This window comes from Pantoea sp. X-Soil-ISGK-275, from assembly GCF_059730795.1.
In genome coordinates, this window is sequence record NZ_AP035976.1 from 4,047,780 (window position 1) to 4,069,784 (window position 22,005).

Annotated in this window: 18 protein-coding genes; 10 read left to right on the forward strand and 8 right to left on the reverse strand. The window is 55.8% G+C overall.

All coding sequences use genetic code 11. The features are described 5' to 3' along the window. Window positions 1-47: 47 nt before the first annotated feature. The 3 genes from AC6I8A_RS18845 to argC are packed head-to-tail and all read right to left on the reverse strand — an operon-like array spanning window position 48 to window position 3,073. On the reverse strand, window positions 48-1,265 hold the full coding sequence (locus tag AC6I8A_RS18845) for an argininosuccinate synthase (RefSeq protein ID WP_179453191.1): 1,218 nt from the start codon (window positions 1,263-1,265) through the stop codon (window positions 48-50). A 14-nt stretch (window positions 1,266-1,279) separates the two neighbouring features. Continuing rightward, window positions 1,280-2,053 (reverse strand): acetylglutamate kinase, encoded by a 774-nt coding sequence (gene argB / locus AC6I8A_RS18850; protein WP_265302975.1) that lies wholly within the window; start codon window positions 2,051-2,053, stop codon window positions 1,280-1,282. A 15-nt stretch (window positions 2,054-2,068) separates the two neighbouring features. Then, entirely contained in the window at window positions 2,069-3,073 is a 1,005-nt protein-coding gene (gene argC / locus AC6I8A_RS18855) for an N-acetyl-gamma-glutamyl-phosphate reductase (protein WP_222186068.1), read from the reverse strand. A gap of 167 nt (window positions 3,074-3,240) precedes the next feature. Between argC and argE the strand changes: the two genes are divergently transcribed. Next, window positions 3,241-4,389 (forward strand): acetylornithine deacetylase, encoded by a 1,149-nt coding sequence (gene argE / locus AC6I8A_RS18860; protein WP_497818899.1) that lies wholly within the window; start codon window positions 3,241-3,243, stop codon window positions 4,387-4,389. Between the two features lie 257 nt (window positions 4,390-4,646). Next, window positions 4,647-7,298: a phosphoenolpyruvate carboxylase gene (gene ppc, locus AC6I8A_RS18865; RefSeq protein ID WP_008109660.1), complete on the forward strand. Its 2,652-nt coding sequence runs from the start codon at window positions 4,647-4,649 to the stop codon at window positions 7,296-7,298. Between the two features lie 125 nt (window positions 7,299-7,423). Here the strand turns inward: ppc and metF are convergent, their stop codons facing one another. From metF to metB, 3 genes are all read right to left on the reverse strand, one after another. Beyond that, the gene (gene metF / locus AC6I8A_RS18870) at window positions 7,424-8,320 is read right to left on the reverse strand and encodes a methylenetetrahydrofolate reductase (protein WP_256697811.1); all 897 of its coding nucleotides are present in this window, start codon (window positions 8,318-8,320) and stop codon (window positions 7,424-7,426) included. A gap of 218 nt (window positions 8,321-8,538) precedes the next feature. Beyond that, a complete protein-coding gene (locus tag AC6I8A_RS18875; protein WP_265302984.1) occupies window positions 8,539-10,971 on the reverse strand; it encodes a bifunctional aspartate kinase/homoserine dehydrogenase II in 2,433 nt (810 codons plus the stop codon). A 2-nt stretch (window positions 10,972-10,973) separates the two neighbouring features. After that, window positions 10,974-12,134, reverse strand: a complete 1,161-nt coding sequence (gene metB / locus AC6I8A_RS18880; RefSeq protein ID WP_179453190.1) for a cystathionine gamma-synthase — start codon at window positions 12,132-12,134, stop codon at window positions 10,974-10,976. A 274-nt stretch (window positions 12,135-12,408) separates the two neighbouring features. On the opposite strand from metB, the gene metJ reads away from it, so the two are divergent. Further along, the gene (gene metJ / locus AC6I8A_RS18885) at window positions 12,409-12,726 is read left to right on the forward strand and encodes a met regulon transcriptional regulator MetJ (protein ID WP_007885403.1); all 318 of its coding nucleotides are present in this window, start codon (window positions 12,409-12,411) and stop codon (window positions 12,724-12,726) included. 77 nt (window positions 12,727-12,803) lie between these two features. Here metJ and rpmE read toward each other — a convergent pair whose 3' ends face one another. Next, window positions 12,804-13,019: a 50S ribosomal protein L31 gene (rpmE, locus tag AC6I8A_RS18890; protein ID WP_007885402.1), complete on the reverse strand. Its 216-nt coding sequence runs from the start codon at window positions 13,017-13,019 to the stop codon at window positions 12,804-12,806. Window positions 13,020-13,229: 210 nt separating this feature from the next. Between rpmE and priA the strand changes: the two genes are divergently transcribed. From priA to rraA, 6 genes are all read left to right on the forward strand, one after another. Beyond that, window positions 13,230-15,428: a primosomal protein N' gene (gene priA, locus AC6I8A_RS18895; protein WP_265302994.1), complete on the forward strand. Its 2,199-nt coding sequence runs from the start codon at window positions 13,230-13,232 to the stop codon at window positions 15,426-15,428. A 166-nt stretch (window positions 15,429-15,594) separates the two neighbouring features. Beyond that, window positions 15,595-16,632 (forward strand): DNA-binding transcriptional regulator CytR, encoded by a 1,038-nt coding sequence (gene cytR, locus AC6I8A_RS18900; protein ID WP_061720292.1) that lies wholly within the window; start codon window positions 15,595-15,597, stop codon window positions 16,630-16,632. 151 nt (window positions 16,633-16,783) lie between these two features. Then, the gene (gene ftsN, locus AC6I8A_RS18905; RefSeq protein ID WP_265302998.1) at window positions 16,784-17,692 is read left to right on the forward strand and encodes a cell division protein FtsN; all 909 of its coding nucleotides are present in this window, start codon (window positions 16,784-16,786) and stop codon (window positions 17,690-17,692) included. A gap of 217 nt (window positions 17,693-17,909) precedes the next feature. Further along, window positions 17,910-18,446, forward strand: coding sequence for an ATP-dependent protease subunit HslV (gene hslV / locus AC6I8A_RS18910; RefSeq protein WP_008109674.1), 537 nt, complete (start codon window positions 17,910-17,912; stop codon window positions 18,444-18,446). Window positions 18,447-18,451: 5 nt separating this feature from the next. Next, on the forward strand, window positions 18,452-19,789 hold the full coding sequence (gene hslU, locus AC6I8A_RS18915; protein ID WP_008109676.1) for an ATP-dependent protease ATPase subunit HslU: 1,338 nt from the start codon (window positions 18,452-18,454) through the stop codon (window positions 19,787-19,789). Window positions 19,790-19,943: 154 nt separating this feature from the next. After that, window positions 19,944-20,429 (forward strand): ribonuclease E activity regulator RraA, encoded by a 486-nt coding sequence (gene rraA / locus AC6I8A_RS18920; protein WP_061720294.1) that lies wholly within the window; start codon window positions 19,944-19,946, stop codon window positions 20,427-20,429. Between the two features lie 50 nt (window positions 20,430-20,479). Here the strand turns inward: rraA and zapB are convergent, their stop codons facing one another. Then, on the reverse strand, window positions 20,480-20,719 hold the full coding sequence (gene zapB / locus AC6I8A_RS18925; protein ID WP_007885384.1) for a cell division protein ZapB: 240 nt from the start codon (window positions 20,717-20,719) through the stop codon (window positions 20,480-20,482). A 420-nt stretch (window positions 20,720-21,139) separates the two neighbouring features. Between zapB and AC6I8A_RS18930 the strand changes: the two genes are divergently transcribed. After that, entirely contained in the window at window positions 21,140-21,988 is an 849-nt protein-coding gene (locus tag AC6I8A_RS18930; protein WP_061720295.1) for an MIP/aquaporin family protein, read from the forward strand. Window positions 21,989-22,005 lie beyond the last annotated feature (17 nt).

A 22,005-nucleotide genomic window follows, 5' to 3' on the forward strand; every position in this document is an offset into this window, starting at 1 on the left:
AAGGCGGCCCGAAGCCGCCCTTGCAAAATATGTCGATTGCCGCGGTATTACTTCTTCTGCTCGTTCAGCGCGCGAATGCGTGAAGAGAGCGAGAACAAGCGGATAAAGCCGCCCGCGTGACGGTGATCGTACACTTCGTCTTCGCCAAAGGTGGCGAACTCTTCTGAGTAAAGGCTGTTAGCAGAGGTTTTCTGAATCGCCGTAGCCTGGCCTTTGTACAGCTGCAGTACCACTTCGCCGTTCACCTCTTCTGCCAGTGATTCAGCAGCGGCCTGGATGGATTTGCGCAGCGGCGCGAACCAGCGGCCATCGTAAACCACGTAAGACATTTCATGGCCCAGCTGCTCGCGCCATTTGAAGCTATCGCGATCCAGCACCAGCTGTTCAACCGCACGCAGTGCATTCACCATGATGGTGCCGCCCGGGGTTTCGTAGCAGCCGCGAGACTTGATGCCTACCAGACGGTTTTCCACGATGTCGATACGACCCACGCCGTGTTTCGCACCCAGCACGTTGAGTTTTTCCAGGCACTGGAACGGGCTCAGCTTCTCGCCATTCACCGCGACAACGCGACCTTTCTCAACGGTAACGGTAACGTTTTCTGGCTGATCTGGCGCTTCCAGCGGATCAACGGTCCACACCCAGCAATCTTTGTTTGGTGCGTTAGCTGGGCTTTCCAGCACGCCGCCTTCGGTAGAGATGTGCCATGCGTTCTCGTCACGGCTGTAGATTTTTTCCAGCGACGCAGTGGTCGGGATATTGCGCTCTTTCAGGTAATCCAGCAGCGCCTCACGTGAACGCAGGTCCCATTCACGCCATGGTGCAACCACTTTCAGCTGTGGTGCCAGCGCGGTGTAGGTAGTTTCGAAACGCACCTGATCGTTACCTTTACCGGTTGCGCCGTGGCACAGCGCATCTGCGCCCACTTTCAGTGCCAGCTCAACCTGCGCTTTGGCGATAATCGGACGCGCCATTGAGGTACCCAGCAGATAAGTGCCTTCGTACAGAGCGCCGGTCTGCAGTACCGGATAAACGTATTCGCTGATGAACTCTTCACGCAGATCGGCCACGTGGCACTCAGACGCACCTGACTGCAGCGCTTTCTTCTCAACGCCTTCTAAATCTGCCGGATCCTGGCCAATGTTCGCCACGAACGCCACCACTTCACAGCCGCCGTAGTTCTCTTTCAACCATGGAATGATGGCTGAAGTATCCAGACCGCCTGAGTAGGCCAGAACGATTTTTTTGATGTTTTGCGTGCTCATGTCTTAATCCTTGATTATGCGAGAATCCGGGTGCCAATCGACACGCCGTTGAAAAGGGTTGGCAGTTGTTCAGCATGACGCCAGCTGGCGATATCGACCGGGCGACCGAGCGTGCGGGCGGCATCAAGCGCCGCGTTCACTTTCACGATCATGCCATCGGTGATGATGCCCTGCGCAATCAGCTGTTCCGCTTTCGCGGCGGTCATCTCTTCGATGCGCTGACCTTTGCCGTCGAGAATGCCGCTAACGTCAGACAACAACACTAAATCGGCACCGACGGTCGCCGCCAGCGCAGTCGCCGCCTGGTCAGCGTTGACGTTCATCAACTCGCCGCCGTCGGTGATGCCAATCGAGCTGATCACTGGCATGTAGCCCGCCGCCAGCAGCGTGTTCACCAGCGCCGGATTGCCAGGCGTCGCGTTGCCAACGTGTCCCAGCTCTTCATCGAACTGCGCCACATTAACCAAACCGGCATCGCCGAGGCACAAACCGACTGCGCCGATGCCGTATTTCTTCGCCCACGCCAGCAGTGTTTTGTTGGCGGTACCGGCTAATGCACCGGTAATAATGTCAATCTGATCGGCTGGCGTCACGCGCAAACCGTTCTTCTTTTTCACCGGCAGCGCGAGCTTCTTCATCAGCTCGTCCACCACGCAACCACCGCCGTGCACAATGATCAGCGGACGCTGATGTTCATTGCGGTACGCCAGCAGGGCATCAAACAGACGGGCCAGCGCTTCTTCGCTATCCAGCAGCACGCCACCCAGTTTAATGATCAATGGATTCATTGCGTTATCCGTTCGTTAAATCAAAGACAGCGTTTCGGGGAAGCCGAAACGAATGTTCAAACACTGAACCGCCTGCGATGAGGCGCCTTTCAGCAGGTTATCTTCGGCAGCCACCACAATCAGGTGCTCGCCTTGCATGGCGAAGCCGATGTCGCAGAACGGCAAACCGACCACCGCTTTCAGCGCCGGTACGCCTTTGTCATACACGCGCACCAGCGGTTTGTCGTGGTATGCATTATGGAAGGCATCCGCCACATCCTGTTGCGTCACGCCCGCTTTCAGGCGGCAGGTCGTGGTCGACAAAATACCGCGCGGGAAGCTGCCCAGATGTGGCGTAAAGATCACCGGCGTACCGAGATGTGCCACGATTTCCGGATGATGACGGTGATTAAACAGGCCGTACGGCTGCAAGCTCACTTCACAGAAGCTGGTGCCAACGTTGGCTTTGCGCCCTGCACCGCTCACGCCACTGGTGGCATTGATCACTGGCCACTGTGCGTCGCTAAGCAGGCCCGCTGCGATCAGCGGCTTCAGCGAAAGCTGGGCGGCGGTTGGGTAGCAACCCGGCACCGCAACCAGCTCCGCATCTTTAATTTTGTCGTGCTGCCATTCGGCCAGGCCGTAAACCGCCTTATCCAGCCAATCCTGATGCTGATGGCTGAAACCGTAATATTGGGTATAGAAAGCGTCGTCGTTTACGCGGAATGCGCCGGAGAGATCGAACACCACGCAACCGGCTTTGAGGAATTCAGGTGCCAGATCGTGGCTGACTTCATGGGCGGTGGCGAGGAACACCACATCCACTTTGTCGGCCCATTCAGCGGCATCGCTCAGCGGCTGCAGCGGCAAATCGACAATGCCTTTGAGCTGCGGATGCAAATCCGACAATAACTTTCCAGCATCCGGGCTTTGCGCTGAAACCGCCAAAGCGGTTATGTTCATATGCGGATGGCGATTCAGGTAGGTGGCAAGCTCTACGCCAGCGTAACCACTGGCACCAACGATCAGCGTATTCAACATCAGGCTGTATACCTTATTACAGTCACGTATCGGGTCGCGGCCTTGCCCCGTTGCCCAGAATGCCGGTTGCAGAAGATTTGATGCTTCACATGCAAGCGACGTTATTGTATTTTTATTCACTATTAATGCATGAATATTGATACATCCTAACCCAAGGACCGTCAACAGTGAAGACAAAATTACCACCTTTTATCGAACTCTACCGCCAGTTGATTGCCACGCCATCAATCAGCGCAACCGATAGCGCACTGGATCAGAGTAATGAAACTTTAATCAATTTGCTGGCCGGCTGGTTCCGCGATATTGGCTTCAGTGTAGAAGTGCAGCCGGTACCTGGCACGCGGCATAAATTCAACATGCTGGCGCGCAGCGGATTGGGCGCAGGCGGCCTGTTACTGGCCGGTCATACTGACACCGTTCCCTATGATGATGGCCGCTGGACGCGCGATCCCTTCACGCTGACGGAACACGACAACAAGCTGTACGGCCTGGGCACCGCCGATATGAAAGGCTTCTTTGCCTTTATTCTGGATGCGCTGCGAAACGTTGACGTGACCAAACTCAGCAAGCCGCTCTACATCCTCGCCACCGCCGATGAAGAGACCACCATGGCGGGCGCGAAGTATTTCTCTGAATCAACGCAACTGCGTCCAGATTGCGCCATCATCGGCGAGCCAACCTCGCTCAAGCCAGTACGCGCGCACAAAGGTCATCTGTCGAATGTGATTCGTATTCAGGGACAATCGGGCCACTCCAGCGATCCGTCACGCGGCGTCAACGCCATTGAGCTGATGCATGAATCCATCACCCAACTGATGCAGCTGCGTAACACACTGAAAGAGCGCTACAACCACGATGGGTTTGCCATTCCTTATCCAACCATGAACTTCGGCCATATTCATGGTGGCGATGCCGCCAACCGCATTTGCGCCTGCTGTGAATTGCATATGGATATTCGTCCGCTGCCGGGCTTAACCCTGAGCGATTTGGATGGTTTACTGAATGACGCGCTGGCACCGGTGAGTGCACGCTGGCCAGGACGATTAACCGTGGGCGAACTGCATCCGCCGATTCCAGGCTACGAATGCCCGGCCGATCATGAGCTGGTGCAAGTGGTGGAGAAGCTGCTGGGCGTGCCAACCGAAGTGGTAAACTATTGCACTGAAGCGCCTTTTATCCAGCAATTGTGCCCAACGCTGGTTTTAGGCCCGGGATCTATCAATCAAGCCCACCAACCTGATGAGTTTATTGATACCGCATTTATCAAGCCGACTCATGCGCTTATCACTCAAGTCGTGCAGCATTTTTGTCATTGATGAACAACAGATGGGGCATTTCACTGTTAAATCAGCAAATTGCCCCGTCATTGTTCGGGATTTGATAATAAGAATAACTTATCTCGCTTCGCTGCAAGCAAATTCTTTGAATTTCCGCCATTTAGCAGCACATTTACGTAGATTTAAGGCAATTGACGTGCAGGAAGATACGTGGCTAGATAAAAGACGATGTTATGCCCGTGGGTAAATCATTCCCGTGGGGATATTTAAAAAGATGATGAGGGTGTCAGGGTCCAATGAACGAACAATATTCCGCAATGCGAAGTAATGTCAGTATGCTCGGCAAACTGCTCGGGGATACGATTAAGGATGCACTAGGAGAGAACATCCTCGACCAGGTGGAGACCATCCGTAAACTCTCTAAGTCATCCCGTGCGGGAAATGACACCCATCGTCAGGAACTGCTGACCACGCTGCAAAATCTGTCGAATGACGAGCTGCTGCCGGTGGCGCGTGCCTTTAGCCAGTTCCTTAATCTCACCAACGTCGCTGAACAGTACCAAACCATTTCGCGGAGCGGTGATGGCGCGAACCATCCTGAACTGCTGAAAAAGACTTTCGAGCGCCTGAAACAGCAAGGCGATATCAGCGAAGCGGCAATCCGTCAGTCAATTGAAGAGCTTTCACTGGAGCTTGTGCTGACTGCGCACCCCACCGAAATTACCCGCCGCACGCTGATCCATATGCTGGGCGAAGTGAACAGCTGCTTGCAGCAACTCGATCACAGCGACATTTCCGATTACGAGCGCACGCAGGTGATGCGCCGTCTGCGCCAGTTGGTGGCGCAAGCGTGGCACACCGACGAAATCCGCAAATACCGTCCAACGCCAATCGATGAAGCCAAATGGGGCTTTGCCGTGGTGGAGAACAGCCTGTGGCAAGGCGTGCCCGCCTTCCTACGTGAGCTGAACGAGCAAGTTGAAGAGACCTTTGGCATTAAGCTGCCGGTCGATTTCGTGCCGATTAAATTTACCTCGTGGATGGGCGGCGACCGTGACGGCAACCCGAACGTCACCGCACCGATTACCCGCCACGCGATGCAGCTGAGCCGCTGGAAAGCCGCGGACCTGTTCCTGCGCGATATCGGCGTGCTGGTTTCTGAGCTGTCGATGTCCGAATGTAGCGACGAAGTACGCGAGCTGTGCGGCGATCCGGAAGCGCTCGAGCCGTACCGTATGGTGCTGAAGCGCATTCGCAGCCAGCTCATGACCACGCAAGCCTATCTTGGCCGTCGTCTGAAAGGCGAGCGCCTGCCGCGTCCGGCCGATCTGCTGGTCTCCAACGATCAGCTGTGGGAACCGCTGTTCGCTATCTACCAATCTCTGCAACAGTGCGGCATGGGCATCATCGCCAACGGCCAGCTGCTGGACACGCTGCGCCGCGTGAAGTGTTTCGGCGTGCCGCTGGTGCGTATCGATATCCGTCAGGAGAGCACCCGCCATACCCAGGCGATTGCCGAAGTAACGCGTTATCTCGGCCTTGGTGATTACGAAAGCTGGTCAGAAGCGGATAAACAAGCCTTCCTGATCCGCGAACTGAATTCTAAGCGCCCGCTGTTGCCGCATCAGTGGGAACCGGGCGATGAGACACGTGAAGTGTTGGATACCTGCAAAGTGGTGGCCGAAGCGCCGCAGGGTTCGATTGCTTCCTACGTGATCTCCATGGCGAAAACCCCGTCGGACGTGCTGGCCGTGCATCTGCTGCTGAAAGAAGCCGGCATTCCTTACGCCATGCCGGTTGCGCCGCTGTTCGAAACCCTCGATGACCTGAACAACGCCAACGACGTGATGACGCAGTTGTTGAACATCGACTGGTATCGCGGCTTTATCAACGGCAAACAGATGGTGATGATTGGCTATTCCGACTCGGCGAAAGATGCCGGTGTAATGGCCGCCAGCTGGGCGCAATATCAGGCGCAGGACGCGCTAATCAAAACCTGCGAGAGCGCGGGCATTACGCTGACGCTGTTCCACGGACGCGGCGGCTCAATCGGTCGTGGCGGCGCGCCAGCTCATGCTGCGTTGTTGTCACAGCCGCCGGGCAGCCTGAAAGGTGGCCTGCGCGTGACCGAACAGGGCGAGATGATTCGCTTCAAATACGGTTTGCCAGAAGTCACCATTGCCAGCCTGTCGCTGTATACCGGTGCGATTCTGGAAGCCAACCTGCTGCCACCGCCGGAACCAAAGCGCGAATGGCAGGAGATCATGAACGGTTTGTCGGCGCACTCCTGTGCGATGTATCGCGGTTATGTGCGTGAAAACCCGGACTTCGTGCCCTATTTCCGCTCGGCCACGCCAGAGCAGGAGCTGGGTAAATTGCCGCTGGGTTCACGTCCGGCTAAACGTCGCCCAACCGGCGGTGTGGAATCGCTGCGTGCGATTCCCTGGATCTTCGCCTGGACGCAGAACCGCCTGATGTTGCCCGCCTGGCTGGGCGCGGGTGCCGCGTTGCAGAAAGCGATGGATGAAGGTCATCAGGATGAGCTGGAAAACATGTGCCGCGAATGGCCGTTCTTCGCCACACGTCTTGGCATGCTGGAGATGGTGTTCTCAAAAGCCGATCTGTGGCTGGCGGAATATTACGATCAGCGTCTGGTGGATAAATCACTGTGGCCGCTCGGCAAGCAGCTGCGCGATCAGCTGGATGCGGATATCAAAGCGGTGCTGACCATCGCCAACGATGCGCATTTGATGGCTGACCAACCATGGATTGCTGAATCTATCGCGCTGCGTAACGTCTATACCGATCCGCTGAACGTGTTGCAGGCTGAACTGCTGCATCGTTCGCGTGCGCAGGAAGAGCGCGGTGATGAGCCTGATGCGCGTGTAGAACAAGCGCTGATGGTGACGATCGCGGGTGTTGCGGCAGGTATGCGTAATACGGGGTAATTTTTTCCCCTCACCCTAACCCTCTCCCGCTTGCGGGAGAGGGGACCGATCAAGCACAGATGTTACACATTTCCCCACCTAAACATTCCCTCGCCCGCTTGCGGGAGAGGGTTAGGGTGAGGGCATTAACCCCCAATCGCCGGGCGCACGCCCAGCGTGTGGCAAATGGCGTAACTCAATTCGGCGCGATTCAGCGTATAGAAATGGAAATCCTTCACCCCTTCCCGCGACAGGATTTTCACCATGTCCATAGCGACGCTGGCACCCACCATTTTGCGCGTTTCCGGATCGTTATCCAGACCTTCAAACATTGCACTCATCCAGCCCGGCACACGCACATTGGTCATGGTGGCGAAGCGTTGTAGCTGTTTAAAGTTAGAGACCGGCAAAATACCTGGCACGATTTCCACGTCGATACCGGTTGCGACACAGCGGTCGCGGAAGCGCAGGTAGCTTTCCACATCGAAGAAGAATTGGGTGATGGCGCGGTTAGCACCGGCATCTATTTTACGCTTCAGGTTGATCAAATCGGCCTGTGCGCTTTTCGCTTCGGGATGCACTTCCGGGTAGGCCGCCACCGAGATATCGAAATCGCCGACATCTTTCAGCAGTTCAACTAAATCCGAACCGTACATTTCCGGCTTGCCGCTGCCCGGCGGTAAATCACCGCGCAGTGCCACGATATGGCGAATGCCGCTATTCCAGTAATCACGTGCGATAGCGCGCAGCTCATCACGCGTGGCATCGATACAGGTCAGATGCGGTGCCGCTTCCAGACCGGTGCGATCTTTAATGCCTTTAATGATGCTGTGCGTACGGTCGCGCTCGCCCGAGTTGGCACCGTAGGTGACGGAGACGAATTTCGGCTTAAGGCTGCTCAGTCGATCGATTGAGCTCCACAGGGTTTCTTCCATTTCACTGGTGCGTGGCGGGAAAAATTCGAAAGAGACATTAATTTGCCCGTTCAGCTCAGCCAGGCTCTGGTTCAACGCTTCGCGTTGATTGGCGTGAAAGAAACTCATCCTAATTACCTCGTCATCACATATCGATTATTTTGCGGCCTTCGAACATCCATACGTTTAGACGTCCAGATGCACAAAATGAACGATTCGCGCGCCAGCGTCAACAGAAAATTAATGTACGGGCGTGACAAATCTTCAATCAAGGTGAAAGCGTTTCATGATACGCGGGAGAAGGTGAAGAGTGCAGACGGCTGATGCCGTCTGCAGAGTGAGGCAGATTACAGCAGCTGTGCGAGGCGGTTGATATCCGATTGCAGCGCGCCCGCCGTAACATCACGGCCTGCGCCCGGTCCGCGAATCACCAGCGGATTATCGCGGTACCAGCGGCTTTCAATGGCAAACACGTTATCGCACGGCAGCAACGCGGCCAGCGGATGCTCGGGACGTACCGCTTCCACGCCGACGCGCGCTTTGCCATTGGCATCGAAACGCGCTACGTAACGCAGCACTAAGCCCATCTCCTGCGCTGCTTCCAGACGCTGCAGCATCTGGTCATTCAGTTCGTCAGCGTTTTCAAAGAAGTGATCAATCGACTCACCGTCGCAAATCGCCGGCACCAGCGATTCGACTCGCACCTGATCCGGCTCGATGTCGTAGCCCGCTTCACGCGCCAGAATCACCAGCTTGCGCATCACGTCCTGCCCGGACAAATCAACGCGCGGGTCCGGTTCGGTCAGGCCTTGCTGCCACGCCTGATCGACCAGCTCACTAAACGGCACCGTGCCATCAAATTGCAGGAACAGCCAGGAGAGCGTGCCGGAGAAGATACCGCTGATCGCCAGAATGCTATCGCCGCTTTCGCGCAAATCGCGCACCGTGTGGTTGACCGGCAAACCGGCACCGACGGTGGCGTTATACAGCCAGTGACGACCGGTTTTGGCGAAAGCATCACGCACCTGACGCCAGCTCTTGCCGCTCGACGCACCGGCAACCTTGTTGGCACTGATGACGTGGAAGCCGTGGCTGGCGAAATCGTGATACTGCTGCGCCAGCTGCTCGCTGGCGGTGACGTCCAGCACCACTAAATCATCGAACGGGTGCGCACGCATCCACAGGAAAAGCGACTCTTCGTCACGCTCGACCGCTTCATCATCAAAAAACGCCAATGCGCGGCTGGCTTCCAGACCGTCGTAACTTAGCAAACTGCGGCTGCTGTCTGCGACGCCCGCCAGCACAAACTCAAATCCCGTACGCGCCGACAATGTTTCCTGCTCGCGGGCAAACAGCTCCAGCCAGCGTGAACCGATGTTGCCTTTGCCGAACAACATCAAACCGATGCGTTTTTCTGCGCGGAACAGCGACTGATGCAGTCCCTGAATCAGGTGCTGCGTCGGGCCGACGCGCAGTACCGCCACGATGCTGATGTGATCTTCGGATTGCCAGACAAACTCCACCGGCTGATCTTTGATCTGCTGCCAGAAGCGGTGGCTGTGCAGCGGATTACGCGTCACGCCTGCGCCCACCAGCGCCACCAGCGCTAAGCCGTCGCGCAGCTGCAGATGGCCCGGCAGTGCGGCATCCTGCAATAGGTTGAAGGCGCTATTCACCACTTCCGAGGTGTAACACAGCTGCAGCAGGCGACGATCGGGATGCACGCCGATCGCCAGCGGACGCAGCTGCGCACGCTTCAGCAGCAGATCGATCTCTTTCTGCTGCGTTTTGAAATCGTGATTGTCGGGGATTTGAATCTCCACCAGACACACATCATCGTGGCTGGTAACGATTCGCGCGCCGGTGCCAGATGCCAGCACGCGTTCAATACGCGTCGAGCCTTGCTCCGGTTGATAGCTGCAACGCAGCTGCAAATCGATGTCGCTGTTGGAAACCGGCTGCAAGGTGCGGGTATGCAGCACCGGCGCAGCCAGACGCGCCAGCTCGCTGGCTTCATCGAGACGCAGCAGCGGCAGCAAACAAGCATCAGAAACTTTACGCGGATCGGCGCTGTAAACGCCCGCCACATCGCTCCAGATGGTTACGCGACCCACGCCCGCCAGCGCACCAATCTGCGTTGCCGAGTAGTCCGAGCCGTTACGACCTAGCAGCACGGTTTCACCCGCTTCACTGCGGCTGATAAATCCGGTCACTACCAAACGCTTATGCGGATGCTGTGTTAACAACTCCTGCAGCAGCGGCCAGGATTTGCCTTCATCAACCTGCGGCTGCGCGGCACGTTCAGCACGCAGGAAGTCACGCGCATCCAGCCAGGCGGCTTCGATCTCGCGCTGGCTCAGCACCGCGGCCATCAAGCGCGCCGACCAGATTTCACCGTGCCCCACTACTTCCGCATACACCGCATCGGTGATGCTGCCGTCGAGCAGCGCCGCCAACCGTTCCAGATCGCGTATAAAGGATGACGTCAGGGTTTCGGCATATTCAGCAGGCAGCAGCGCAGCAATTAACTCGCTGTGAAAACGCCGTAAAGCCTGTTGCACCTGATGGGCAGATAAGCGATCGCTCTGGCTCAATTTCAGCCAGCTGATCAACTGGTTAGTGGTGCTGCCTGCGGCAGAGACCACCATTAAGTCGCCTGGCTGGCTGTAATCCGCCATGATGCTGGCCACGCGCTGATAGCAACGTGCGTCGGCCAGGCTACTGCCACCAAATTTATGCAACTGCTTGATCGGCGTTCCCGCGCCCACTGAACTCGTCATGATTACTCCTCGGCTGCGATCCGGAATGCATTATCCAGATCGGCGATTAAATCTTCGTGATCTTCAATCCCAACAGAAATACGCAGCAGTGTTTCCGAAATTCCCGCTGCCGCGCGCGCTTCTGCAGACATGCCGGCATGCGTCATGGTGGCGGTATGCGAAATCAAACTCTCTACGCCGCCGAGCGATTCGGCCAGCGTGAATAGCTGCAGCGCTTTCAGGAAGCGGCGCAGGCGAGCCTCATCGGCATCGATTTCAAAACTCAACATCGCACCAAAGCCACGCTGCTGACGTACCGCGAACTCATGACCGGCATTTTCCGGCAGAGACGGATGATACAGTTTTTTCACCAGCGGTTGTTGCTTCAGGTAATCAACAATCGCCAATGCATTGCGTTGTGCTGCGGCGATACGCGGTGACAGCGTGCGGAGACCGCGCAGCAGCAGGTAGCTATCAAACGCTGCGCCGGTTACACCAATATTATTCGCCCACCACGCCAGATCGGTGGCCATCGCCGGATCTTTCGAAATCACCGCGCCCGCCACCACATCCGAGTGACCATTCAGGTATTTGGTGCAGGAGTGAACAACCAGATCGGCGCCCAGCGCCAGCGGGTTTTGCAACGCCGGGCTGAGGAAGGTGTTGTCCACCACGCTAATGGCGCCCGCTTCACGCGCGGCGGCGCAAATGCTGGCGATATCGACCACACGCAGCAGTGGATTGCTTGGGCTTTCAACCAGCACCAGTTTCGGTTTTTCGGCTAATGCCGCGTCCAGTGCCGCTTTATCGCCTTGATCGACGAACTTAACGCGATACGCACCGCGCTTGCTCAGGCTATCGAACAGACGATAGCTGCCGCCGTAACAGTCGTGTGGCGCCACCAGCAGATCGCCCGGCTTCAGGAACACAGTTGTCACCAAATGAATCGCCGACATGCCGGTATTGGTTAATACCGCGCCTGCGCCACCTTCCAGCTCTGCCAGCGCGCGCTGAACCACATCGCGCGTTGGGTTACCACGACGTGAATAGTCATGCGCACGCGGCTCATTGAAGTCGAGGAAGTTATAGGTGCTGGAGAGATGAATCGGTGGGACAACGCAGCCATATTGCTCGTCATCATTCAAACCGCTACGTACTGCGATGGTTGCCTGTTTACGCGTCATGGTGCTTACTGTTCCTGAAGAAAAAGAAGAGCAACAGAATAACATTCCGCACATAGACGTCAATACATCTGGACATCTAAATGTCTTTGCGTATAGATTGAGCAAATCATCAATAACCGCTAAAATTGTCCGTCATCGCCTGGTGTTCAGCGCGCTTTCCTTTACAGAAGCGGTGCTCAAGCATAAAACCTGCGGTTTAAGGGGTCAGGCATCGAAAAATCGGGCATAATCAACGGATTTCCCCATATTCAACTTTTATTGATTAAGGTAACCCATGGCTGAATGGAACGGCGAATATATCAGCCCTTACGCTGAACATGGCAAGAAGAGCGAGCAGGTTAAGAAAATCACAGTTTCTATCCCGCTGAAAGTGCTGAAGATTTTAACGGATGAGCGCACCCGCCGTCAGGTGAACAACCTGCGTCACGCCACCAACAGCGAACTGCTGTGTGAAGCCTTTTTGCATGCTTTCACCGGGCAGCCTCTGCCGAACGATGTCGATTTGCGTAAAGAACGCAGCGATGAGATTCCGGAAGAAGCAAAACAGATTATGCGTGAAATGGGCATCGATCCCGATAGCTGGGAATACTGAAGCCAGAAATAAAAAAACCCAGCCGAGGCTGGGTTTTTTCTTGCTGCCGAATCGCGAAGATTCGACGGCCAAAAATCTTATTTCTTGCTTGCTGGCACGCTGAAACGCTTGTTGAAGCGATCTACACGGCCACCGGTGTCGGCAATACGCTGCTTACCAGTGTAGAACGGGTGGCATTTGCCGCACACGTCCAGGTTCAGACCAGAAGCCATGGTTGAACGGGTGTTGATCACGTTACCGCAAGAGCAAGTCATGGTTACTGCTTCGTACTTAGGGTGAATACCTTGTTTCATGGGAGAACCTCATAAAAGGCCGTGTCGCTCTCCGTGCCAGGCTCAGCCTGCACAGCACCACACGCGGTTGAACATTAAGTGTATGCTCCGACAAGCGATCTCATCGAAGGCGGCATAGTATACAGAAATTAACCGGTTTTAGCAAATAGCCGCTTCCTAATTAGGCGTGTACACTACTTCTCCTTAATTCAGAACTGGATAGAGATTCAGATGCCCGTTGTTCAGGTTGCCCTGCCCGTTCCGCTACCTCGCCTGTTTGACTACTTGCTGCCTGCCGATACGCCGCAGCCGGTGGCGGGCGCACGCGTGAATGTGCCGTTCGGCAATCGCAAAATGATCGGCATTGTGGTCGGCACGCGCGAGACCAGCGATCTGCCGCTGACGCAGCTCAAGCAGATAGAAAGCGTGCTCGACGATCAAAGTCTGTTCTCGCCCGCCCTGTGGCGTATTTTGCATTGGGCCGCCAACTATTATCATTCGCCGCTCGGCGAAGTGCTGAGCCATGCGCTGCCGGTGCTGCTGCGTCAAGGCAAACCGGCGCAGGAAGCGCCGCTGTGGCAATGGGTGATAAATGATGCTGGCCGTGAAGTGGCGATGGAAAGTCTGAAGCGCGCGCCGAAACAGCAGCAAGCGCTGGCGATGCTGCGTCAGCGACCGCTCTATCGTCATCAGGTCAGCGAACACGATTTTACCGATGCCGCGCTGCAAGCGTTGCGCGCTAAAGGCTTGTGCGATTTGCGTGAACATACGCCGCAGATGCACGACTGGCGCACCAGCTTTGCCGTTAAAGGTGATCGCCTGCGCCTGAATACCGATCAGGCGATGGCGGTGGGCGCGATGCGCAGTGAAGACGATCACTATGCGCCGTGGCTGCTGGCCGGCATTACCGGTTCGGGTAAAACCGAAGTGTATCTCAGCGTACTGGAGAACGTGCTGGCACGCGGCAAACAGGCGCTGGTGCTGGTGCCGGAAATCGGCCTGACGCCGCAAACCATCGCCCGCTTCCGCGAGCGCTTTGATGCGCCGATTGATGTGCTGCACTCAGCGCTGAATGACAGCGAACGCCTGGCCGTCTGGCTGCGCGCGCGCAGCGGCGAAACCGCGATTGTTATCGGCACACGCTCGGCGCTATTCACGCCGCTGGCGCGTCCCGGCGTCATCATTATTGATGAAGAGCACGACAGCTCTTACAAACAGCAGGAAGGCTGGCGCTATCAGGCACGCGATCTGGCGGTGTTCCGCGCCCATGAAGAAGACATTCCGATTGTGATGGGTTCGGCCACGCCCGCGCTGGAAACGCTGCACAACGTGCGCGTCGGCAAATATCGCCAGCTCAATCTCACCAAACGCGCGGGCAATGCTAAACCGGCATTGCAACAGCTGATTGATCTTAAAGGCCAGCAGCTGAAAGGCGGGCTGGCACCGGCGCTGCTCGGCAAAATGCGTCAGCATCTACAGGCTGACAATCAGGTTCTGCTATTCCTCAATCGCCGTGGCTTCTCTCCGGCGCTGATGTGCCACGATTGCGGTTGGCTGGCGGAGTGCCAGCGCTGCGATAGCTACTACACGCTGCACCAGAATCATCGCCAGCTGCGCTGCCACCATTGTGATAGCCAGCGCCCGCTGCCGAATCAGTGCCCGAGCTGTGGTTCGACGCATTTGATGCCGGTTGGCGTCGGCACCGAACAGCTGGAACAGCAGCTGGGCACGCTGTTCCCCGGCGTGCCGGTATCGCGCATCGATCGCGATACCACCAGCCGTAAAGGTGCGCTGGAGCAGCATCTGGCCGATGTGCATCGCGGCGGCGCGCGCATTCTGGTGGGCACGCAAATGCTGGCGAAAGGTCATCACTTCCCAGATGTCACGCTGGTGTCGCTGCTGGATGTCGATGGCGCGCTGTTCTCCGCCGATTTCCGTGCCGCCGAGCGCTTCGCTCAGCTTTACACGCAGGTCGCGGGCCGCGCCGGTCGTGCCGGAAAACAGGGCGAAGTATTGCTGCAAACCCATCATCCGGAACATCCGCTGCTGCAAACGTTGCTGCATCGCGGCTATTTCGCTTTTGCCGATCAAACGCTGCTGGAGCGTCAGTCGGTGCAGCTGCCACCGTGGACCAGCCATGCGCTGTTCCGCGCAGAAGATATGGATAACCAACAAGCGGCGGAATTCCTCACTCAGCTGCGCAATTTACTGGAAGCCAGCCCGCTAAAAGATGAAGCGATGTGGCTGATGGGGCCGGTTCCGGCATTGGCACCGAAACGCAGCGGACGCTGGCGCTGGCAGCTGCTGTTGCAGCATCCGTCACGCAAACGTCTGCAACAGCTGTTGAGCGGATCGCTGCCGCTGATCGCCACCTTGCCCGCGTCACGCAAAGTGAAATGGACGCTGGATATCGATCCCACCGAGAGCTAGGCCGCGCCACATCTGCGAGCCAGATCGAAAAAAGTCGCACAAGTCACAATTTTTATGCAAATTAAGTAACAACCCGGCGCGACCTTGGGTTAACAATAGTGCCGACCCGGTTGAAGCCCGGTAATGTCAGAAAATCAATGCGCTGTACCGCGTCAGGAGTTATACGTTGGACCAGAAGCAACCCTCCACCGCCGCCACCATGAAAGATGTGGCCGAGAAAGCAGGCGTTTCAACCGCCACGGTTTCACGTGCGTTGATGAATCCAGAAAAAGTCTCTGCTGCGACCCGACTCAAAGTCGAAAAAGCCGTGATTGCCGTGGGTTATGCGCCGCACGGGTTAGCGCGCAATGCCAAACGCGGTGAAACGCAAACCATTCTGGTGATTGTGCCGGATATCTGTGATCCCTTCTTCAGTGAGATCATTCGCGGCGTGGAAGTCACCGCCGCGCATGAAGGTTATCTGGTACTGATTGGCGATTGCGCGCATCAGAACAAACAGGAAAAAACCTTCCTGAATTTAATGCTAACGCGCCAGATCGACGGCATGGTGCTGTTGGGTTCACAGCTGCCATTTGAGGCGGGCATTGAAGATCAGCGTAACCTGCCGCCAATGGTGATGGGCAACGAATTTGCGCCGGAAATGGCGTTGCCAACGGTACATATCGATAACCTGACCGCCGCTTTTGAAGCGGTAAATCACCTGCTGCAGCTCGGTCATCGCCAAATCGCCTGCATCACCGGGCCAGAACATATTCCTCTGAGCCAATATCGTTTGCAGGGCTACATTCAGGCGCTGCGTCGCAGCAGCATCGCCATCGACCCGACAATGATTGTGCACGGCGACTTCACCTTTGAAGCCGGCGCGAATGCGCTTAAGCAGCTAATGAGTTTGCCGCAGCCGCCGAAGGCGATTTTCTGTCATAGCGACTTGATGGCGCTGGGCGCGATGAATCAGGCGCGCAAATTGGGCATGCGCATTCCACAGGATCTGTCAGTAGTGGGCTTTGATGATATCGAACTGGCGCAATACTACGATCCGCCGCTGACCACCGTGGCACAGCCGCGCTTTGCCATCGGTCGTGAAGCCATGCTGCTATTACTTGATGAGCTGCAGGGTAAACGCGTGAATAACGGTTCGCGCCTGCTGGATGCGGAGCTACGCGTGCGCGGCAGCACGGCACCGGCAGCAAAAAGGGAAAAATAGCGCGTAGAAGCCTGCATTTTCAGCGGATTCTGAAGGCAGACTGTGCTGGTCAAAGTTCCAGCCCTTGCGTAACATGGCGCATTCATTGCCGGGCAATTAACAGCACATTTACATGCCCATTGGCATTTTTTTGAAGGGTAGCAGAACGAAAGTGGCACAGAAAGATTATGTAGGCCGCGGGCGTTCAACAGGGACGCGTCGCAAAAAACCCGCCAGCCGCAGCAAGAAAAGCAAAGGCGGATCAGGCATTTCAAAGCTCATGATGGTACTGGCCGTGGCCGTGCTGGTCACCTTTGCCGGTGGTTTATGGTTCATCTCGCATCATAAGAAAGAAGAGATTGAGGTCATTCCAAACCACAAAGCCAACGGTAACGGCCTGCCGCCGAAGCCGGAAGAGCGCTGGAAGTACATCAAAGAGCTGGAAAATCGCCAAATTACCGTTCCGTCGCCGACTGAGCCTTCGGCCGGTGGCGTGCAATCTCAAACTCAGCTGACCGACGAACAGCGCCAGTTGCTGGAGCAGATGCAGGCCGATATGCGCCAGCAGCCGACGCAGTTGAACGAAGTGCCGTGGAACGAACAAACCCCGGCGCAGCGCCAGCAAACGCTGCAGCGTCAGCAGGTTCAACAACAGCAGCAGGTTCAGCAACAACAGCAGCAGCAGTTGCAACGTCAGCAGCAACAGTTACAACAGCAGCAGCGTCAGCAACAGTTGCAGCAACAACAGGCCGCGCGTCAGCAGCAGCAACAGCAAGCTGCGCCGATCACGCGTGAGCCAACGCAACAGACCAAACCGCAGGAAACGGCCAAGGCGAAAACCGAAGAGAAAGCCTCTTCACAGCGCTGGATGGTGCAGTGTGGATCGTTCAAAGGTACCGATCAGGCGGAATCTGTACGCGCCGGTCTGGCATTTGAAGGATTCGAGAGCCGCATTACGACCGGCGGTGGCTGGAATCGCGTGGTGATCGGGCCGTTCAAAGATCGCAGCAGCGCCGACAGCACAGTCAAACGCTTACACAGTTCCGGCCACGGAAGTTGTATTCCCCTCGCTTTACCCTAAATAATTCAAATTGCAGGAAGGCGGCAAGTGCGAGAATCCCCATGAGCTTACTTTAGTAAGTGATTGGGGTGAGCGCACGTAGCCAACGCGCCTGCAATTTGAAGGATGAAGGGTATGCTGGGGGTTGAAACCCCTTTTTCCTACCCCATATCTGGTTGCATGATACTCCGCGCCGAGTGCGCGGAGTTCCTTTTCTACTGCAACAAGGGGTCTGCCCGTGACAACAATAGTAAGTGTACGACGCAACGGCCAGGTAGTGATTGGCGGTGATGGCCAGGCTACGCTCGGCAATACCGTAATGAAAGGCAACGTTAAAAAAGTCCGTCGTCTTTACAACGATAAAGTGATCGCCGGTTTTGCTGGCGGTACCGCAGATGCCTTCACCCTGTTTGAACTGTTTGAGCGCAAGCTGGAAATGCACCAGGGCCATCTGGTGAAAGCGGCGGTCGAACTGGCCAAAGATTGGCGTACCGATCGCATGCTGCGCCGCCTCGAAGCGCTGCTGGCGGTGGCCGACGAAAACTCCTCATTAATCATCAGCGGCAACGGCGACGTTATCCAGCCGGAAAATGATCTGATTGCAATTGGTTCTGGTGGGCCTTACGCCCAGGCAGCGGCACGCGCGTTGTTGGAAAACACCGACATTGGTGCGCACGATATCGTGGAGAAAGCGCTGAACATTGCTGGCGATATCTGTATCTACACCAACCACAATATTAACTTCGAAGCATTACCGTCTAAGGCTAAGGACTAAACATCATGTCTGAGATGACTCCACGCGAGATTGTCAGCGAGCTTAACCGCTTTATTATAGGCCAGGACGGCGCAAAGAAGGCGGTCGCGATCGCCCTGCGTAACCGCTGGCGCCGCATGCAGCTCGACGAAGAGCTGCGCCACGAAGTGACGCCGAAAAACATTCTGATGATTGGTCCTACCGGCGTCGGTAAAACCGAAATCGCCCGTCGCTTAGCCAAACTGGCGAACGCACCGTTCATCAAAGTGGAAGCCACCAAATTCACCGAAGTGGGTTATGTCGGCAAAGAGGTGGATTCCATCATTCGCGATCTGACCGATTCTGCCATCAAGATGGTGCGCAGCCAGGCGATCGAGAAGAACAAATACCGCGCGGAAGAGATGGCGGAAGAGCGCATCCTTGATGTGCTGATCCCCCCCGCGAAAAACAACTGGGGCCAGGCTGAACAAGCGGCTGAGCCATCAACCGCGCGTCAGTCCTTCCGCAAGAAACTGCGCGAAGGCCAGCTGGATGACAAAGAGATTGAGATCGATTTGGCCGCTTCATCGGCTGGCGTCGAAATCATGGCGCCTCCAGGCATGGAAGAGATGACCAGCCAGCTGCAATCGATGTTCCAGAACCTCGGTGGCCAGAAGCAGAAACCGCGTAAGCTGAAAATCAAAGAAGCCATGAAGCTGCTGATTGAAGAAGAAGCGGCCAAGCTGGTGAACCCGGAAGAGCTGAAGCAGGATGCCATCGATGCCGTTGAGCAGCACGGTATCGTGTTCATTGATGAAATCGACAAAATCTGTAAGCGCGGCGGCCAGAATGCGGGCGGCCCAGACGTGTCACGTGAAGGCGTACAGCGCGACCTGCTGCCGCTGGTTGAAGGCTGCACCGTTTCCACCAAGCACGGCATGGTGAAAACCGACCACATTCTGTTTATCGCTTCCGGCGCGTTCCAGGTCGCGAGCCCATCAGATCTGATCCCAGAACTGCAAGGTCGTCTGCCGATTCGCGTTGAGCTGCAGGCGCTGACCGTCAATGACTTCGAGCGCATCCTGACCGAGCCAAACGCCTCGGTTACCGTGCAGTACAAAGCATTGATGGGCACCGAAGGAGTAAATATCGACTTCACCGATGACGCCGTACGTCGTATCGCCGAAGCCGCATGGCAGGTGAACGAAACCACCGAGAACATCGGTGCGCGTCGTCTGCATACCGTGCTGGAGCGTCTGATGGAGGATATCTCCTATGACGCCAGCGATCGTAACGGTGAATCGATCACTATCGATGCCGAGTACGTTGGTAAGCATCTGGATGAGCTGGTGGCCGACGAAGATCTCAGCCGCTTCATTCTGTAAGCTTCACCCGCGAAATCGCTGCCCGGCCACTGTGCCGGGCTTTTTTTTACCCAGGATATTGATGCAACGCTTTGTTTGGCGGTTGATGATTTTGCCAACAATCGCCAGATAGCGATATACTTAGCGCTCCTGTGGCAAACAGACGAAAACCCTCATGAAATACGATACATCTGAACTCTGTGACATCTACCACGAAGCTGTGAATGTTGTTGAACCGCTTTTTTCGAACTTTGGTGGGCGCAGCTCATTCGGTGGTCAAATCACCACAGTGAAATGTTTCGAAGATAACGGCTTACTCTACGATTTGCTGGAAGAGAACGGTCGGGGTCGCGTATTGCTGGTGGATGGCGGCGGTTCGGTCCGTCGCGCACTGGTCGATGCTCAGCTGGCAAGTCTGGCGGCGCAAAATGAGTGGGAAGGCATTGTGGTTTACGGCTCGGTGCGTCAGGTTGACGATCTTGAAGAGCTGGAAATCGGCATTCAGGCGATTGCGGCGATTCCGGTGGGCGCAGCGGGTGAAGGCATTGGCGAAAGTGACGTGCGCGTTAACTTCGGCGGCGTGACCTTCTTCTCTGGCGACCATCTGTATGCCGACAATACCGGCATCATCCTGTCTGAAGACGCACTCGACATCGAGTAAGCCGCAACAAAAACGGGTGCCGCGGCACCCGTTGGTTTAAGCATCGACGCTTAAACTTCTTCCATTTTTCCCAGCAGTGCCCGCAGACGATCCTGCCAGACATGCTGCTCTTCTTTCAGATGCTGATTTTCACGCACCAGCGCATCCTGGTTGCCTGAAGCCTGGCTGACTTCGTTTTTCAGCGTATTGTTTTGCTCTTTCAGCTCTTCAATTTCCATCTGCAGCAGAGTGATGGTATCAATCGCCTGCTGTACTTTCGCTTCCAGTTTCTCGAACACTTCAAATGACATCTTTCTGACCTCTCCTAAATCTTGCAAGGCGTTGATGGGGCTAGTGCATGCCTTATTATGGTGCGCTCAGCCACGATGACTCGATTGTATGTAGCCAAACCCAGCAAGTCCAGTGGCACAAGGCTTGCGAGGGCAGTCTGTAACACTTTTCAGTCTATGCCTAAAAAAATGCGCATCTTCGCGCATCTGTGTGCGCGATCACATCAGCATCGACCAGCAAAGCGGGAAAAATGGGTCTTAAAGCAACGTAAAAGACGCGAAAACGCGCATTTTTATGATGGAGTACACAGTTTTCAATTTCGCTATTTCTCGTTTATGCTCGTTAACGATAAATTCACATCAACCCTACATTGATAGCTGGGCGACTCATGGATGAGAACAAAAACTGATAAAATTTAACCTCGCTTCAGGAATGCCATTATGAGTCAGACAACTAACACACTAAAAGGTCAGTGCATCGCTGAATTTCTCGGCACAGGTTTGATTATCTTCTTTGGTGCAGGCTGTGTTGCTGCACTGAAACTGGCCGGTGCGTCATTCGGTCAGTGGGAAATTTGTATTATCTGGGGTTTAGCCGTCTCCATGGCAGTCTATCTCAGCGCAGGCGTTTCTGGCGCGCATCTTAACCCAGCCGTTACCGTCGCGCTGTGCCTGTTCGCTAATTTCGAAGGTCGTAAAGTTGTCCCCTATATTCTGGCGCAGGTTGCCGGCGCGTTCTGCGCTGCCGCGTTGGTTTACGGTCTCTACTACAATCTGTTCTTTGATTACGAAGCAGGCCATCAAATGGTGCGCGGCAGCGTTGAAAGCCTCGATCTGGCCGGTATCTTTTCTACCTACCCGAACCCGCACATCAGCGTCGCTCAGGCGTTCCTGGTTGAGATGGTGATTACAGCGGTATTAATGGCGGTGATCATGGCGCTGACCGATGACGGCAACGGTGTACCGCGTGGTCCGCTGGCTCCCCTGTTGATTGGTTTACTGGTCGCGGTAATCGGTGGCTCAATGGGTCCACTGACCGGCTTCGCACTCAACCCTGCGCGTGACTTCGGTCCAAAACTGTTCGCCTTCTTCGCTGGCTGGGGCAACGTAGCCTTCACCGGTGGCAAAGATATTCCTTACTTCCTGGTTCCGATTTTTGGCCCGCTGGTCGGTGCTTGCCTCGGAGCCTTTGGTTACCGTTCGCTGATTGGCCGCCATCTGCCAGTTAACGTCGCGGAAGCCAGCACAGCAGAAAAACCGGTTGCGCGCGCTCAGCAGCGTAAAGCGTAAGTTTCGTCGATACCACA